This window comes from Spirosoma aerophilum (assembly GCF_054782495.1).
The window spans coordinates 714,631-731,357 of record NZ_BAAGSJ010000017.1; the positions used below are offsets into that span (position 1 = coordinate 714,631).

Here is a 16,727-nt window from a genome sequence, read left to right on the forward strand (position 1 = left end):
TATCACATTGAGTCGTTATTGAAGTCGATCATTCAGCGAAAGATTTCACTAACGACATGCTGGCTTCTACCAACGGTCAAAGGCCGTCAGGCACCTACGCTGGTTTGTAAACCTTCTTGACCAGCATGACAAGCTTCTCCACAAGAAACCCGACAAGTAATCCGCCTACTCCGCAGGCCAGGGCTTTGGCAAACCAGGCTACTATTGGCATTGAGGACAAGGCCTCTTCCAAATCATGCAGCAGATGAGCGGTAAACGGTATGCCATGGGCAATGATTTCAGCACCTACCCAAAGCATAGCCGCTGTACCTACATACCCCAGCCCACTCAGAAAATGCGGCATAAATTTTACCATACCACGACCTATTTTCTGAGTAGCAGGAGGGTATTTACTGCCCGCCAGATGCAACCCTATATCATCGGCTTTAACAATTAAGCCAACAAAGCCATAAACGGCCAGCGTAATAAAAACGGCCACCGCTACCATCACCACAATCTGGTTCACAATCGACTGATCGGCTACTTGGCTATACGCAATGGCGATAATTTCGGCCGACAAAATAATGTCTGTACGAACCGCGCTGTTCACTCGTTCCTTCTCCAGTTCTTCGGGGGTAATCTCTTTTATTTGTTCATGTTCAGTGTTCGGACCGTGGTGGCTAAACAGGGAATGAACCTTCTCGTAGCCCTCAAAACACAAATAAGCACCACCAACCATTAAAATAGGCGTAATGGCCCAGGGGGCAAAATAGCCAAGCAGCAAGGCTGCCGGGCTCAATATCAGGAGCTTATTGATCAGCGATTTTTTAGCAATCTGATAAATAATAGCAAGCTCCCGCGATGGGTCGAGCCCCACAACATACTTGGGTGTAACCGCTGTATCATCAATGACAATGCCCGACACTTTTCCGGTCGTCTTGGCTACTTGCGTAGGTACATCATCTAAACTGGCAGCACTGGCTTTTACTAAAGCCGAAATATCATCTAATAGAGCAAAAAGTCCTGAAGGCATCGTCAAAAAGTTGGCTACTTCTACAATCACTAGGGTGGGGGAATTTACAAAACCCTGCATTTTTTCTAATGTCCCGCCCCTCGGATGGTGCCGCTGGGAGCTGTACCTGCTCCTTTCTGGCAACCTTTATGATAGTTTAACCGGCTTGCCGGGTGAAAGTTGGCAACAAGTTGCTAATTCATCCCGGTATTTCAACACCTGATTATCATTCTGTAAATTTTTTGCCCGGCTTTGACGGGTATTTCACGAGAATAGCTCGTCAGATTCTCAGGAGGCTTTCGTCAATCTCGGCAAAGGAAGTTCCTGATTACGGCAAAGCAAACGCCACGTATCGATCCCCCGACTTGGTTTTGAGTTTGCCACCTCCGCAGGCAATCACCACATATTGCTTACCATTGACGGCGTAGGTACTTGGCGACGCATAGCCCGCAGCTGGTAATTTCGCACGCCAGAGTTCACGGCCCGTTTTCCGGTCGAAAGCCCGAATCAGCTCATCGCGGGAGGAAGCGATAAAAAGCAATCCCCCCGCCGTAACGGCCGGAGCACCATAGTTGTCGGTACCCGTTGGGGGCAGACCCTTGGCCACCAATTCAGGGTACTCGCCCAGCGGTACCTGCCAGCGGTGTTCGCCCGTGTTCATGTCGATCGCCGTCAGCGTGCCCCAGGGTGGGCGGCTCACGGGATACCCGGCCCGGTCGTACCAGCGGGTAAACCCGGTGTGGTGGTAGGGCGCGGTGTTCAGGTCGGCGCGGCTGGCAACGGACGTTGTTTTGCCAAACAAAAAATCCACGATGGCTTTTCGCTCCGCTTCCTTCAGGTTCGTGAAGGCAGGCATCATACCCTGACCTTTGGCCAGCACCTGGGCCACGGATGTCTGATTGCGTTTTTGAGAAATACTGACCAGGGCCGGATAGCTACCGTCGTGGGAGCCTTCGCGGTTTTGGCCGTGGCAGGAAGCACAATGAGTTTGATAGAGCTGGCTCCCCGTGCGGTCAACAACTTTGGCTGACAGGGAACTGGCGGGGGTGGGTACCAGGCCCATCGTAACCGGAATTTGCTTGGACGGAACGTACATAATGCCCGCTTCGTCTACGGCGGCCCCGCCCCATTGCGCCCCGCCATCGGTGCCGGGGAAAAACACCGTACGGTTGGGACTCAGGGGAAGGGGAATAAACTCCTTGCCCGATTGCCACCGCCGGAGCTGGGCCAGCACCGTATCGCGGTCGGTAACAAAGTCGTTAATATCGCTTTCCGAAAACGATTGCCGGGTAAACGGGGCGGGTTTGAGGGGGATTGGCTGGGTGGGCCAGGCTTTCTCCCCCGGAACACTGGAAGCGGGCATCGCTCGTTCCTCGATCGGAAACAGCGGCTTCCCCGTGACCCGGTCGAAGACAAACAGGAAACCTTGTTTGGATAAAACCGAAACGGCATCCACCTTTTTACCGTCATGAACGACGGTGAACAAATTGGGGGGAGCCGGAATATCGCGGTCCCAGATGTCGTGGTGGATCGTCTGAAAATGCCAGCGTCGTTTGCCCGTGGCTGCGTCGAGGGCTATCAGGCTGTTGCCAAACAGGTTCTTGCCGGGCCGGCTACTGCCATATAAATCGAAGGCTGCCGTTCCTGTGGGTACATACACAATGCCGCGCTGCCGGTCGATGGCCATTCCCATCCAGTTGTTGGCCCCACCAAAATTAAGGTGGCCGTCTTTAGGCCAGGTGTCGGATCCGTACTCGCCGGGGTGTGGAATGGTGTGGAAGGTCCAGACGATCCGCCCGGTGCGCAGGTCATAGGCGCGTACGTCACCGGGCCGGGCCGGGGCAACTTCCGACACCCGGTGGCCCATGATGAGCAGATTTTTGTACACCACCCCCGGCGTGTTACTCACCACGTATTCGTCGGCCCCGGGACGGGACAGGCCCTCTTTTAAGTTAATTTTTCCGCCTTTGCCAAAACTGGGCACGGGTTTGCCTGTTCGGGCGTCGAGGGCGTAAAGCAGCGAGCCGTAGGCGAAGAATATTCGAGCCTCCCGTCCATCAGTCCAGTAAGTAACCCCCCGGCTATTCATGGCGAAGGTATCATCGGTGAAGGCGGTTTGCCAAAGCTGCCTGCCCGTGGCTGCGTCGAGCGCAAAGGCCTGCGACCCTGCCGAAACCCCGTACAGGACACCGTCTATAATGAGCGGATTGCACTGAATCTGGGTGTTGTTTTTGAGCGTATCGACCCCGCCCGAAGCATATTCCCAGGCTACCCGTAAACCTGCTACGTTGCCGGGATTTAGCTGGGTAAGGGGTGAAAAATGGTTGCGATCGGGCCCGCCGTTGTATTCCGGCCAGTCGGTGGTGGCGGATTTTTCGGCCAGACTAAGCAGACCAAGGGTCAGGAGTAAGGCTGGGTAGGTAAACCGTTTCATGAATAGGTTTGGAGGAGTGTATAGAATGAGAGGTAGTCTCTGTCAAGGTAACTCCTATTGATAGTAAGGCGCGCCTTACCTTATCTACTCACCCGGCTATATGGCAGGCTTGATATCCTTTGGCAGCCAACCGGAAGATTACTCCTGACCGTGACCTGCCGCCCTGCCTGTGAATACGATCAATGCCAGGTAGACGTCTGACGGCTTTCCCTCTCCGGCTGAAAACTATGCTGAACGAGGGCTGAAAGAACAAACGAATCTGTTGTCATTTTAGGCATCGCTTATCGTGCTTTTAATCGTTAGGCCGTTGCTCTGGCATGGCTGTTTATCGCGTCAATGACTTGAAACAATTGCTTAACCCGGCCCTCAAACACGCCCGACACACCGGCATTGTCAAGGTCGGTGAAGGGTTGGCGATACAGGATTTTCTTGTCGACTATACCGTTCTCCGTCAGGTAGTTGATCAGCATATGGATAAACTCAATCTGGGTACTCGTTAAGGCGGGGCCGGAACGCATTCCAGACCTTGTCAATAGTAGAGCGTAGTTCGCCGGTAAGCATAGCACATGTATAGAATAGGTATCAAAAATGCGATTTTTCCCTGCTGTAGAGACACAAAGTATCGCGTCTCTACAGCAGGGGTTTGGTTGGGTTAGGGTTGAATAAAATAATTGTTTTCGGCATCCTGCACCGTTTCGCCTTTGCTGCGTTTGTCGTAGAACGCCGTGCGGCCTTTGCGCTCTTTGGCAAACAGCTCCTTCATATCGGCCTCATTGGTCTGGAAGGTAATGGACTGCGTGATGGACAGCGACGACGCCGTTTTCTGGGCATCCTGATTGGCCCCCATGTAGGTGAATGACCAGTTGTGCTGCTTCAGCCGTTCGATCATTGCCTGAATCTGACGGCTATTGAATTCCAGGGATGCGTTTTCCTCGCCATCGGTTAGGATGCTCACCAGCACCGTGTAGTTCGTTTCCTTTTCGGTCAGCCATTCCAGGCGCATCAGGCTGCGGCCCATCGCGTCGTAGAGGGGCGTACCGGCATTGGGTTTGAACAGCGCATCGGTGAGTTCGGCGAGTTGATCGGCGGGCTGGTTGTCCAGCCGGGTCTGAATGCCCAAGCTGTTAAACGTTACCAGCGTAACGGTATGCCGCTGATCGGGAAACTGCCCGCTGACGCCTTTAATGGTTTGAACCACCTCGTTGAAGCCGCTGAGCGTAGCGTCTTTGATGCTTTCCATCGACCCACTTTCGTCGAGAATAATCAGGTTGAAGATTTTGTGCGTAGTCGTGTTCATTAGCTTTTGTTGTGTTTATGAGACTATAATTTACGAAGAAAACAGGCAATTTGCAAACTTAATGAGTGGGGATATTATTCTGATAATCAGATTGTTGTGTGTGATTTTGCTAGCTTGCTCCCGATTTTAGACATCCGTAATATCCTGTATATGGTTACCCACGACTAAGGCGCCATACGTTGGACTTCTAATGGAGTAATTTCAGTTCAGGCAGGTTGAAGAGGATGTTTTCCCAACCGGTTGTATGAAGGAAAATGGCCTTAAGCGCAGGCTTTTTCGTCATAGCGCGCTTTCCTTAATCGAGTCTGGTTTGAAACGGCCAGCCCATGGGTCCAACGCACGCCTGAAATGCGTTGCCCATCAGGCAGTTGTATAATCGTTGTATAAACCAGCGTTTCAACCGCTCAACCTAATCAAAGAAAAAAACCGGCCAGCATCTCTGCTAACCGGCTAATTTTCATGGGTTTATGGGTGAGCGGGAAATGGGTCTCGAACCCACGGCCTGCAGCTTGGGAAGCTGCCGCTCTACCAACTGAGCTACTCCCGCGCTTGGTAAAGCAAAGGTGTGTGATTAAAACTAAAATGTCAAGCCCTACCGATCAGATGGTTGTCAACAACAGTTTTACTTGCTCATACGTGTAGGTAAGTTGTTCATCTGACGTACAATAGGGTGGCATAATGTACAACACGTTGCCCAGCGGACGCATCAGAATACCGCGATCCAGCAGGAAATTATACGCTACATCGCGGATGTTGTTGAAATAGGATGTCTGTTCGCCTGCCTTTAAATCGAAAGCCAGTAAGGTGCCATGCTGCCGTATGTTTTCGACGGTTGGGTAGGTCGCTAATTGTCGGGCAAAGTCTGCGTGGCTGGCAGCAATACGCTGAATGTTAGCCTCTGTTTCGGGCAGCAGCAGCAAATCCATACTGGCCAGGGCCGCGGTACAGGCCAGCGGATTCGCCGTGAACGAGTGACCGTGGAAAAGCGTCTTGTGCTTGTCGGTCGACAGGAATGCGCTGTAAATATGTTCCGCGCAGCTGGTTACGCCCAGCGCCATGGTACCGCCGGTCAGGCCCTTCGATAAGCACATCATGTCGGGCTTTTCGGTCAGATGATCGGAGGCAAAACGCTTCCCCGTTCGGCCGAAGCCCGTCATCACTTCATCGGCGATGATGAGGGCGCCTTTGCTGCGGGCCAGCCGGAATAGCGTATCGAGCACGCCCGGTTCGTACATGACCATGCCCCCGGCTCCCTGCACGAGCGGTTCGGCAATAAAAGCCGCCACGTCTTCACTGAACAACGTTTCGGCCTGTTGTAGAACAGCCTCTTCCTGTCCCGGTGTGGGCACCGGCAGATAGATGACATCGAACAAAAAGGGCGCGAAGGGCGCGGTAAAAGCACTCCGGCCACTCACGGCCATGGCCCCGAAGGTGTCGCCATGATAGGCATTTTCGAACGCCACTATCTTTTTGCGCGGCTGGCCCAGGTTGTGCCAATACTGGAAAGCCATTTTCAGCGCCACTTCAACGGCCGTCGAGCCATTATCCGAATAAAAAACCTTCGACTGGTTGGGGGGAAGAATAGCCAGTAATCGCTCGGCCAACTCAACGGCGGGCTGGTGCGTAAAACCGGCAAAAATGACATGTTCGAGGATTTGTAATTGCTCCGATACCCGGCTGGCGATATGCGGATGAGCATGTCCGTGGATGTTGACCCACCAGGACGAAACCATGTCGAGATACTCCCGGCCATCGGCACCGTATAACACGGAACCACTGCCCCGTACAATGGGGATCGGCAGCGGGGCCGTCTGCATTTGCGTGAACGGATGCCAGATCACAGCCCGGTCACGTTCGGCTAATTCATTCATTCGAAAAAAATCTCTAATAATAGTTGAGTACGTAACGACTTCACTTAGGTCAGCACTAGCGCTGATTAAGCTTTTTACCCCCAGCGACGGTCAGCCGTTGCGGGGCCTCTGGGGGTAGATTTTTTCATCATTCCTTGATACAGGTGTCCCTTTGTCGGAAAGACAAAACAAGCATTTATAAATGCCACTTCCCTTGTGCCTTCATTACCTGTTCAATAACATCCCGAACGGCACCACGGCCACCCGGTTTGGGTGATATGTATTGACATACGGCGAGCACTTCATCGACTGCATCGGACGGGCAGGTGCTTAGCACGGCCGAACGGCTCAGGATTGGGAAGTCCGGTAGATCATCGCCCATGTATAGGCATTCAGATTCGGTCAAACTGTAGCGGGCGAGGTAGCCTAGAAACGCATTGACTTTCTGGTCGGAAGGGCCGCCCATGAAAATGTCCTTGACATTCATGGACGTCAGCCAGTCACGAACACCACTGGCATTGGTGGCTGAGATGATCCCGACGCGGTAACCGGCTTTAATCGCCTGTTCGATGGCATAGGTGTCGCGAATGAAGACGGTCCTGTAACGTTCGCCCGATGCGAGGAGTGCGACGCTGCCATCGGTAAATACACCATCTACGTCGAAAATGAAGTTTTTGACTTGTTTAAGTTGGTCTTGTGTGAGTGCCATAGTGCAAGTTTAGTAAAAAACCGCCCGACAGTTCCGTATTTTTGTAAAATGACACCAAACAAGTCACGTACAACCGGAGAGTCAATAACGGAAGGCTCCTCAACTGGATGGCCTCCCGAATTTCTGGCCCAGATGCAGGCGCAGTTGGGTGCCGAATTCACCGAATTTAGATCGGCCTTGGCGCAACCAACGCCGGTAAGTATACGCATCAATCACCGCAAATTAGCCGGGGCAGCCTATGACACGACCGGTCTGTTGCCGGTGCCCTGGTGCCCCGAGGGATATTATCTGCCCGAACGGCCCAGTTTCACGCTTGATCCGCTGTTTCAGGCGGGCGCTTATTATGTACAGGAAGCCTCGTCCATGTTGCTGCACGAAGCCCTCCGGCAAACGGTTAACCTAAGTCGGCCTTTGCGGGTGCTGGATCTGTGCGCAGCTCCGGGCGGAAAAAGTACCCTGCTGGCGTCGGCGCTTCACCCCGATAGTCTGTTGGTATGTAATGAAGTGATTCGGAGTCGGGTGTCGGTCCTGCGCGAAAATCTGGATAAATGGGGCTACCCGAACGTAGTTGTCAGCAACCACGACCCGGAAGACATGAGCAAGCTGACCGGCTTTTTCGACGTGGTGCTGGTCGACGCCCCCTGCTCGGGCGAAGGGCTGTTCCGCAAAGACCCCGACGCCATGCAGGAGTGGTCGGAAGCGAGTGTCGATTTGTGCTCGGCCCGCCAGAAACGCATTCTGGCCGCAGCTGCGCCCTTGTTGGATAAAGACGGAATTCTGATCTACAGCACCTGCACCTATAACGACCGGGAAAACGCCGAAAACGTCCGGTATCTCACGGAAAACGGCTTTCGGAACAAGCCGCTTATTCTTCCTGCGGAATGGAATATCGTGGAGCGGCAGGCGGGTGATCCGGAAACCGGGGAGGCAGTGGGGTATCAGTGCTATCCACAGCGGGTGCGGGGTGAAGGTTTTTTTATCAGTGTCTTCAAGAAAACAGCATTTTCGGCTCCTGTAAAACTCGATGCCCGGACGTTTCGGACCATTCGCGCGCTTCGGCCCCGCGAAACAGCGTCGGCGGCAAAATGGCTTCAGAACCCGGCCGACTTTTCCTTCTGGGAAAAACCCAACGGCGATGTGATGGCCCTGCCCAAAGCGCTGGAAAAAACGTATCTGTTTCTCGATAGCGCCCTAAAAAGTAAAGGCTTTGGTCTGGAGATGGGTCAGTTTAAAGGAACGGATTTCATTCCATCGCACGCGCTGGCACTGAGTACGGCTGTGAATCAGGACCTCCCGGGGCTTGAATTGAGTAAGGAAGATGCTCTGCGCTACTTTAAGAAAGAGAATCTGGTGTTTGATGAACCCGTGAAAGGCTGGCTGCTTGCCAAATACAAAGGGGTGAACCTGGGCTGGGTAAAAGGAGTAGGTACTCGCGTTAATAACTATCTGCCGAAAGACTGGCGAATCAGAATGGACATAAAAGAGTACGTATGAAACGGTTTTTCACGATTACAGGCCTGTTGGTAGCCGCTATCGGCCTAAGTTATTTTCTGGGCCCGACGGCAAAACCCGATGCGGTGAAGGACGAAGCCATTGTGCTCGACCCGGATCTGGTGGCGCTGGAAAAAAGCATCGCCCAATCGGAAAGCAAAGCCAATCTGCGCCCCGACAATGAAGCCCGCATTGTGTGGGCCGACAGCCTGAAAAAAGTGAAAACGCCGTACAGTATTATTTATATACCCGGTTTCTCGGCAAGCTGGGCCGAGGGCGATCCCGTGCATAAGCAAATAGCGAAACACTTTGGTTGTAATCTCTACCTCGCCCGCACCGCCGAACACGGCGTCGATTCGCCCGATGCGCTGAAAGACATAACACCATCCAACTACGCGGCTTCTGCCGAACGGGCGTTGGCCATTGGCAAATCACTAGGTGAAAAAGTGATCGTGATGGGCACCTCGGCAGGAGGGATGCTTACGCTGTATCTGGCGGCCCATCACCCCGAAATTGACGGGCTCATTCTGTACTCGCCCTGTATTGCTACGGCTAATCCGGCCCTCAAACTGGCCACCGGTCCCTGGGGGAAGCAGATCCTCGACCGGGTTTTTCAGGGTGAACATTTCATAAATTCTCATTACAACGCCGAGCGTGCGAAATACTGGCTGCCGCAGTACCACACAAATGGCCTGATTACCCTGCAAACGATGCTCGACCGATACATGACGCCCGAGCAGTTTCAGAAGGTGAAGCAGCCGGTGTTCATGGGATATTATTATAAAGACGACGAACACCAGGATAAAGTGGTATCGGTGGCGGCTATGCTGGAGATGTTCGACGCGCTGGGAACTCCCGCCGACAAAAAACAAAAGATGGCTTTCCCAAACGCGGGCGAACATGTCATTGCCTCTCACTTTACCTCCGGCGACCTGAAAGGGGTTTATCAGGCCACCGAAACGTTTATGTCAACCGTGTTGAAAATGACACCGGCTCCGGCAGCAGCGCCTACGTTTGCTCTGCAATCAAAAAGTGGTACGATAAAAAAATAACCTAACTTTGCGGCAATTAGTGACGAATGAAGAGTTCAACATGAGGAATAAAAATTAATAACAAGTTGATTTTTACTTGCTCTGGTAGCCTTCGCTCTATTTTTTACTCTTCACTCTTCATTGTTCATTCTTCATTAAAATTATGGCTTACGGATTACTGAACGGAAAACGCGGCATCATTTCCGGTGCCCTGGACGAAAAATCAATCGCCTGGAAGGTCGCTTTGAAAGCGAAGGAAGAAGGTGCTACGTTTACCCTCACCAACGCGCCGATTGCAATGCGCATGGGAGCAATCAAACAACTCGCTGAGCAGTGCAACGCCGAAATTATTCCGGCCGATGCGACGTCGGTTGAGGACCTGGAAAACCTGTTCACCAAATCGACCGAAGTACTGGGCGGCAAAGTTGACTTTGTGCTGCATAGCATCGGTATGAGTCCCAACATCCGTAAGGGCAAAGCGTACACGGATCTAAACTACGATTGGTTCAAACAAAGCATCGACATCTCGGCGCTGTCGTTTCATAAAATGATGCAGACGGCCTATAAGCTGGATGCCATCAGTGAATGGGGCTCTATTGTTGCGCTGACCTACATGGCGGCCCAGCGGACGTTTCCGTTCTATACCGACATGGCCGATGCCAAAGCCGTGCTGGAGTCGATTGCCCGGAGTTTCGGCTACCGATATGGCAAATCGCACAAGGTCCGCGTGAATACCATTTCGCAGTCACCCACGCCAACAACGGCGGGTGGCGGCATCGGCGGCTTCGACAAGTTCTATGACTTCGCCGACAAAACCGCGCCCCTGGGCAACGCCACCGCCGATCAGTGTGCTGACTACTGCATTACGCTCTTCTCGGACCTGACCCGCATGGTTACCATGCAGAACCTCTACCACGATGGCGGCTTCTCAATGACCGGTATCTCGGAAGAAGTGATGGCACTCGTTACGAAGGAGTAAGAAAAAAGGAGGAAAGGGAGGAGGGACGAGAGGGAGAAAAGGAATATGGCCGATGTCAATTTATTCCTTTCTTCCCCTCGTCCCTCCTCCCTTTCCTCCTTTAAAATATTATTTCCTGCGTTAGGTACGTGGCTTGCTCGTCACCGTTGATGCGGACGGTGGCTTTTAGTGGCTTGACGTTCCAGTCGATCGTGATCAGACCGTAGTTCAATTTGGCGACCATATCACCGACGCGGTGACGGTTGGCTTCAACATGCGGGGCCGATACGTGCGTTAGGCCGCTGCTCGTGATGTCGAACAAATCGTAGGATAGACCCGGAACGCTTACTTTCGAGACTTCGGCAATGTGCCGGTCACCGCTGATGAAAAGGGCTCCCTTTGGTTTCGTTTTGGCGATCAAATCCAGCAGCCGTTTGCGGGCGGTGGGGAAATTCGCCCATTTCTCATACACATGCTCTTCGGGAAGTACCTGAACGCCACTGCCAATAATATGCACGTCGGCATCCGATTTGGTGAGTTGCTGTTCCAGCCATTTCCACTGCGTTTCGCCCAGCATGTCGCCCGATGGGTCGGGTACGTTGGCTTTCCCGTCTTTCTTCAGCGGATCGCGGAAATAACGAGCATCCAGCAGAATCACTTTCACCCGTTGACCTTTCGGGCCGTACGTATGGGCGGAATAACCGCCTTCCTGCGTGCGCAATGGGCTGGTTTTTGGGACATCCAGAAAATCCAGCATCAGTTGCTGACTCTCTTTCCGCTTCGGATATTCCTTCCCCCCATCGTTGACGCCATAATCGTGGTCGTCCCATACACCGATAATGGACGTCGACTGCCGCAGTTGCTGATACACCGGGTTCGACTTTTGTCGGGCGTACTTAGCACTCAGCGTATCCATTACTTCCGAGTCGCCGTAAATATTATCGCCCAGCCAGACCCAGACGTCCGGTTTTTGGGCTACAATATCATCCCACAGTGGTTGTGGTCGCTTCTGGTCACTGCACGATCCAAACGCAATTTTTGTGACCGGCTTTTCCTGCTGAACAGCAGACGTTCCCGACTTTGGCGTACGACACCCGGCCAATGCCACACAACCGAGCAAGCCAAGGGTAACAAGTGTTTTCATTCGAATTTTGGTAAAGTTGGATTTGTAGAACTGGTTAACGTAGCGCGGGTCTTTAGTCCGCGTAGCCGTTAGGCTAGCAACGTCCATTTTAGCCTGACGGCTACGCAGGCTAAAGACCCGCGCTACGAAGTCGGGCCAAAAGTAAAACAGCCGGATTGTTTATTCGTCAAGTTCAAGATTTGTTAACAGACCCAAATTCCTCTACTCCCCATCGTCCCTTTTCTCCTCTTCTCCTTTTTCAACTCTCCCAACTCCGAATAATTCGGCTACCGTTCTCCGTCGATTCTGCCCGTATAAAATGCTCCACTTCCTGCTGAAGCTCTTCCACGTGCGAGATGATGCCCACCACCCGATTTTCAGCGCGGAGAGCTTTCAATGTTTTGAAGACCGTTTGCAGCGAATCTTTATCCAGCGTACCGAAGCCTTCATCCAGGAAAAACAGGTTTTGTTTCGCTTTCGTCAGGTGTTGAATATTATCTGACAACGCCAGCGCCAGCGACAAAGCCGCCTGGAATGTCTGACCACCCGAGAGCGTTTTCACACTCCGTACCTCACCACTGTTGAGGAAGTCACGCACCAGGAAGTTGTTTTTATCGTCCAGCTCGAGTCGCAGTTGGTTATTCGTCAGCTTAAAGAAGCGCTCGTTGGCCGATTCGCAGAGATTTTTCAGGTAAACCGACGATACGTAATTGACAAAACCCTGCGCCCGGAACATCTCGTCCATCTTCTTCAGGTCCTGCTTTCGGAGGTCCAGCTCATCATGCCGCTTCTGGTGTTCCAGCTTCTGTTGCAACTGACTTTCGAGAGAGGCCAGTACGCTGGTGGCGCGACCGTGCTCCTTATTCAATGCATCCTTCTCGGCTTGGAGTGTCGCCAGTTGCTGTTGAACCGTCGCCAGTTCGTTCGGGTCGAACGGCTGTTCGGCCAGTTCAGTCTGTAGCGTGGCTACCTGCCCTTGCAGACCACTTCTCTTTTCGTTGTATTCGTTGATCTGCTGACGTTCCAGACCAATGTTGAGGTTGGACTGTAAAATCTGTTTTACCTGCTCGCGGGTTAGCTGTTGGGCGGTCAGATGCTGCGCGATGGTCGCTTCCAGGGTACCCAGTTCAGTAGCAACTTCGGCAAGCTGGTTATGCAACTGCTGAATCTGCTCCTCAACGGTTGCCTGGTCTTTCTCTGCATCTCCTTTCTGCTTGGCCGTATCGTCGAAGTGGACTTTAGCCTGATGGTAGGTTTTAGTGAGTGACTCGCGCAGGTCGGCGATCTGGTCGAGGCCCCAGTTTTTCACCTCTTCCAGCTGAAAATGTTCCAGCGATTCAGCTGCGGTTTTCAATTGGCCGCTCAACCCGGCAATGGCGTTACCAGCGTCAACAACTTTTTTGGTTAGATCGCTATGGAGCGATTCTGTTTCTGTTATAAGTTTATCGAGATCCTGAATCGCCTTTTGCGCGTCCAGTATTTGCTTCTGCGCGTCGCTCTCCTGCTGGATCGCCTTTATCACCTCGCCTTCCTGCTCTTTGGAGAACTCCGGCCACACGAATGTATCTTCGTGTTCGGTCAACTGCCTGACGATTTCGGTACGCTCCTGAATGAGCCGTTTTCCATTATCTAGTTCACTCCGCAGTTTCGTCGTCAGCTCCTTGATCGTGAGTTGTAACTTGCTGGTAACTTCTATTCGCTGGATCACTTTCTGTAAACCGGCTTCGCTGCCTTTCACGTCAATGCTTTCCTCATCGCCTTTGTGGCGGTTAGGATGGTGCGTTGATCCACAAAGTGGGCACGGTTGCCCTTCGGTCAGCGCATCGGCATACTTTCGTAACTCATCCTGAACGAGTAATTTTCGGTGTTTGTCCTCGCGTTCCTGCCGGACTTCTTTAAATTTGGCAAGAGCCTCCTCAATGGCATCGGGTAAGGTTTTGAGTGTTAGATCAGTCCAGTCGGGCGGGAAACCCACCAGCGCATCGTTTTTCTGCTGCTTCAGTTTGTCAATGGTCTGGTCATATTTGTCAACGGCCAGTTGAAGGTCATCGGCTTGTTTCTTCAAGGGTTTATAAGCCGTGAACCAGTTCTTGACCTTATAAAGCCGCTCCAGATCGGACGTCCGCCCAATGCCGTTATCCAGAATGAGCTGGTGTTTGGCGCGCGTCGCCTTGTGTCGTTCTACTAAAGCCTCCTGCTGATTGAGTTGGCTGGTTAGTGTATCGCGGTTACGGGTTTGCTGGCCGATGGTTTGCTGTAGCGTTCGGATTTGCTGTACCGTATCCAGTTCGTCAATTTTCTGCTGTAGTTCGTCGCGCGTTTCGTAAGCCTGTTTGGCGGCATCATACAAACTCCGCAAACCGACCAGTCGCTTCGTGACGGACACGAGTTGCTGCTGGGCCGCTTGTTCCTGTTCAAGCAGCCGGGTTTTGCGGGAATTAAGCTTATCAAGGTTAGCAAAGTCGGCCTGAAAAACGAGTAGACAGGTTTCGTAGATGGCCAGCGCCTGTTCCCGTTGCTGATAGAATGGTGCCCGGTTAAGGACCTGGGTCAGCTCCTGCTGGGTTAAGGCCAGCGTTTGACTCCGTTTCTGGTTTTCGAGTAATCGTTTTTCGGTAGGGGACAGGTCATTGATTTCGGCTTCCTTCCGCCCCAACGATTCCGCAATAACAGAAATATCGGTACGGGCCTGCTCAATGGCTTCGGGCGTTACGGCTTCCAGTGGGGATAACAACCCGCGCAGTTCGGCCAGTTGATCGTCGTTGACTTTGCTCAGTTTACTCACCCGCGCAGCCAGGTCGTACTGGTCGAGTTTGAATAACTGGTTCATCATCTTCGTCCGCTCTGTGGGACTCAGTTCCAGAAACTCCCGAAACTGGTTTTGGGGAATGATGATCGTCCGCTTGAAATTATCGTAGTCCAGCCCCAGAATCTGCTTTGACAGAACGGCTACATCTTCTTTCTCATTCCCGATGGGTTGCCATTCATCGCCCTGTCGGATAAACATCCGACGTTCGCCGGGGCCTATCTCGTGGTGCTTTTTGGGATGGCGTTTCGCTTCGTAAACAAACTTGTACAACTGCTGCTCCGGACCGGCCTGAAACTGAAAGTCGATGATCAGGTGCTTCGATTTCAGGTTCATCATATTATACTGACGATTATCGCGACTATTGAGTCGTTCCGTTTCGCCGTATAACGCAAAGCTTATGGCTTCGAGCAGCGACGTTTTGCCACTGCCCACCTTTCCGAAGATGCCAAAAACACTCGAACCAATTAATTGCTGGAAATCAATTTCCTGTAAGTCCTGATATGAATAGAGTCCTTGAATTGACAGTTTAATGGGTATCATTCAGGTTCGGTAGCTAAAATCTCTTTGAACAGGTGCTGTAGCCGCTCGTTTGGCTCTTGGCCTTTGTTCTTATTTTTGAAATAACTCGTGAACAGCGCTTCCATCGACTGGGTGAGGTCGATGGCGGGTGCGGCTTCCTGTTCCGTTTCTTCTACATCGCGCACATCAGGAATAATCGTCACCAGCGATTCATGCGCCTGCTGTAGTTGCCGACGCTCGTCACTCGTCAGAAACGTTGGTGTTTGCAGGGTTATTTCGGCGTAACAGTTCGGATTCTCCCGCAGCCAGTCCACCGCTTCGTCCACCCGCTTGAACTTCGGACGCAACAACCGCTTTCCGGTAGCTAGGGGAACGGGAGTAACCGTAACGGGTTGCCCGGCTTCGGCGTCAATCAAAACGACGTATTTCTGCTGGTCGGCTTCGGCAAAGCTATAGGCCAGCGGGCTGCTGCTATAGACAACCGGAGAAGGCCCGCCCGCTATTTGCTGATACCGGTGTAAATGCCCAAGCGCCGTATACTGAATCTGGGACGGAATCATGTCTGTATATACGACCGATGCGCCACCCACCTGTAAAATACTACGCTCATCGTCGGACTCTTCGGGCTGCTCACCACCCCGCTTCATGACGAACAGATGGGCCATTAGTAAATTGATGCCCTGCTCATCCATATAGGTATCAGCCAGGGCCGCCCAGTGCTGGTGCAAATGCTGCCGGAGCTCATCGTCAAGACTCACCATACCGAGATACGACCGAAGCCGGGTCTCGTTGGCATAGGGCGTCATGATAATACGAACGGGCGCGTCGTGCCGGGGCAACTTCAGTTCGATAAAACCCGGTGCCGAACAAAGCAGTTTGGCGTCGCAGCTCAACTCATACGACCGCACCTCGGTTTTGGGAAACCCCGCGAAGATGATTCCGCACTCTCGCCCGAAATGATCCTGCGCTTCGATCCGATCCGGATTATCGTGGTTTCCCGCAATGGCCACCACCGTCCGCCGACCGTTTGCCGTCAGTTCTTTCAGTGTACTATATAATAGGTCCTCGGCTTTAGGGTCTGGATTAAAGGTATCGAACAGATCGCCTGCTACCAATACCAGGTCTACATCTTCCCGATCGGCCACCTGAACAATCTCGGCCAATACGTCCCGTTGCTCCTGAAGGCGCTGAAAATCCTGAAGCCGCTTCCCCAAATGCCAGTCCGCCGTGTGTAGTATTTTCATTAGATGACAAATTGTATCGGATGAATTGATACAAAAGGAAGATGCAATATAACTCATGACACCGGCATAATGGGCAAAAAAAGGGCATGAACGGGCTTTTTGCCTTGTTTGAGAGGGGCCAACAAGGATAGTTGAAAAAAGTTTTCAATTATTTTTATACGGTAACTAATTGAGCTTACGGCTCTTACCAAATTATCTTTGGCAAAGGCTTATTTATTTTAGGAGCAAGTCTTGACACGGGGCCAAAATCCCCCTACCTTTGCACTCCCAA

The 16,727-nt window shown here is 52.4% G+C and carries 12 protein-coding genes and 1 tRNA gene; 3 read left to right on the forward strand and 10 right to left on the reverse strand.

Translation table 11 applies throughout. The features are described from left to right. Positions 1 to 94: 94 nt before the first annotated feature. The 7 genes from ACYVK4_RS25235 to ACYVK4_RS25265 all read right to left on the reverse strand — a co-directional run bounded on the left by ACYVK4_RS25235 (position 95) and on the right by ACYVK4_RS25265 (position 7,281). A complete protein-coding gene (locus ACYVK4_RS25235; protein ID WP_461130344.1) occupies positions 95 to 1,012 on the reverse strand; it encodes a DUF808 domain-containing protein in 918 nt (305 codons plus the stop codon). Positions 1,013 to 1,319: 307 nt separating this feature from the next. Continuing rightward, positions 1,320 to 3,425, reverse strand: coding sequence for an outer membrane protein assembly factor BamB family protein (locus ACYVK4_RS25240; protein ID WP_461130345.1), 2,106 nt, complete (start codon positions 3,423 to 3,425; stop codon positions 1,320 to 1,322). A 299-nt stretch (positions 3,426 to 3,724) separates the two neighbouring features. Beyond that, a complete protein-coding gene (locus ACYVK4_RS25245) occupies positions 3,725 to 3,943 on the reverse strand; it encodes a type I restriction-modification enzyme R subunit C-terminal domain-containing protein (RefSeq protein WP_461130346.1) in 219 nt (72 codons plus the stop codon). Between the two features lie 134 nt (positions 3,944 to 4,077). Continuing rightward, positions 4,078 to 4,722 carry a VWA domain-containing protein gene (locus tag ACYVK4_RS25250; RefSeq protein WP_461130347.1) on the reverse strand — a complete coding sequence of 215 codons (645 nt, stop codon included), beginning with the start codon at positions 4,720 to 4,722 and terminating at the stop codon, positions 4,078 to 4,080. A 474-nt stretch (positions 4,723 to 5,196) separates the two neighbouring features. Further along, positions 5,197 to 5,269, reverse strand: a tRNA-Gly gene (locus tag ACYVK4_RS25255). A gap of 52 nt (positions 5,270 to 5,321) precedes the next feature. Beyond that, entirely contained in the window at positions 5,322 to 6,593 is a 1,272-nt protein-coding gene (gene bioA / locus ACYVK4_RS25260) for an adenosylmethionine--8-amino-7-oxononanoate transaminase (protein ID WP_461130348.1), read from the reverse strand. 175 nt (positions 6,594 to 6,768) lie between these two features. Further along, positions 6,769 to 7,281 carry a KdsC family phosphatase gene (locus ACYVK4_RS25265; RefSeq protein WP_461130349.1) on the reverse strand — a complete coding sequence of 171 codons (513 nt, stop codon included), beginning with the start codon at positions 7,279 to 7,281 and terminating at the stop codon, positions 6,769 to 6,771. A gap of 48 nt (positions 7,282 to 7,329) precedes the next feature. Here ACYVK4_RS25265 and ACYVK4_RS25270 point away from each other — a divergent pair, with 48 nt between their 5' ends. The 3 genes from ACYVK4_RS25270 (at position 7,330) to ACYVK4_RS25280 (ending at position 10,782) form a co-directional block, all read left to right on the forward strand. Further along, the gene (locus ACYVK4_RS25270; RefSeq protein ID WP_461130350.1) at positions 7,330 to 8,775 is read left to right on the forward strand and encodes a methyltransferase RsmF C-terminal domain-like protein; all 1,446 of its coding nucleotides are present in this window, start codon (positions 7,330 to 7,332) and stop codon (positions 8,773 to 8,775) included. Next, entirely contained in the window at positions 8,772 to 9,824 is a 1,053-nt protein-coding gene (locus ACYVK4_RS25275) for an alpha/beta hydrolase (RefSeq protein WP_461130351.1), read from the forward strand. The genes ACYVK4_RS25270 and ACYVK4_RS25275 overlap by 4 nt, the downstream gene beginning before the upstream one ends. A gap of 142 nt (positions 9,825 to 9,966) precedes the next feature. After that, positions 9,967 to 10,782 carry an enoyl-ACP reductase FabI gene (locus ACYVK4_RS25280; protein ID WP_461130352.1) on the forward strand — a complete coding sequence of 272 codons (816 nt, stop codon included), beginning with the start codon at positions 9,967 to 9,969 and terminating at the stop codon, positions 10,780 to 10,782. A gap of 100 nt (positions 10,783 to 10,882) precedes the next feature. On the opposite strand, the gene ACYVK4_RS25285 is transcribed toward ACYVK4_RS25280, so the two are convergent. The 3 genes from ACYVK4_RS25285 to ACYVK4_RS25295 form a co-directional block, all read right to left on the reverse strand. Further along, positions 10,883 to 11,905: an alkaline phosphatase D family protein gene (locus tag ACYVK4_RS25285; RefSeq protein WP_461130353.1), complete on the reverse strand. Its 1,023-nt coding sequence runs from the start codon at positions 11,903 to 11,905 to the stop codon at positions 10,883 to 10,885. A gap of 238 nt (positions 11,906 to 12,143) precedes the next feature. After that, positions 12,144 to 15,233, reverse strand: coding sequence for an AAA family ATPase (locus ACYVK4_RS25290; RefSeq protein ID WP_461130354.1), 3,090 nt, complete (start codon positions 15,231 to 15,233; stop codon positions 12,144 to 12,146). Next, positions 15,230 to 16,456, reverse strand: a complete 1,227-nt coding sequence (locus ACYVK4_RS25295) for a metallophosphoesterase family protein (RefSeq protein WP_461130355.1) — start codon at positions 16,454 to 16,456, stop codon at positions 15,230 to 15,232. The genes ACYVK4_RS25290 and ACYVK4_RS25295 overlap by 4 nt, the downstream gene beginning before the upstream one ends. Between the last annotated feature and the right edge of the window lie 271 nt (positions 16,457 to 16,727).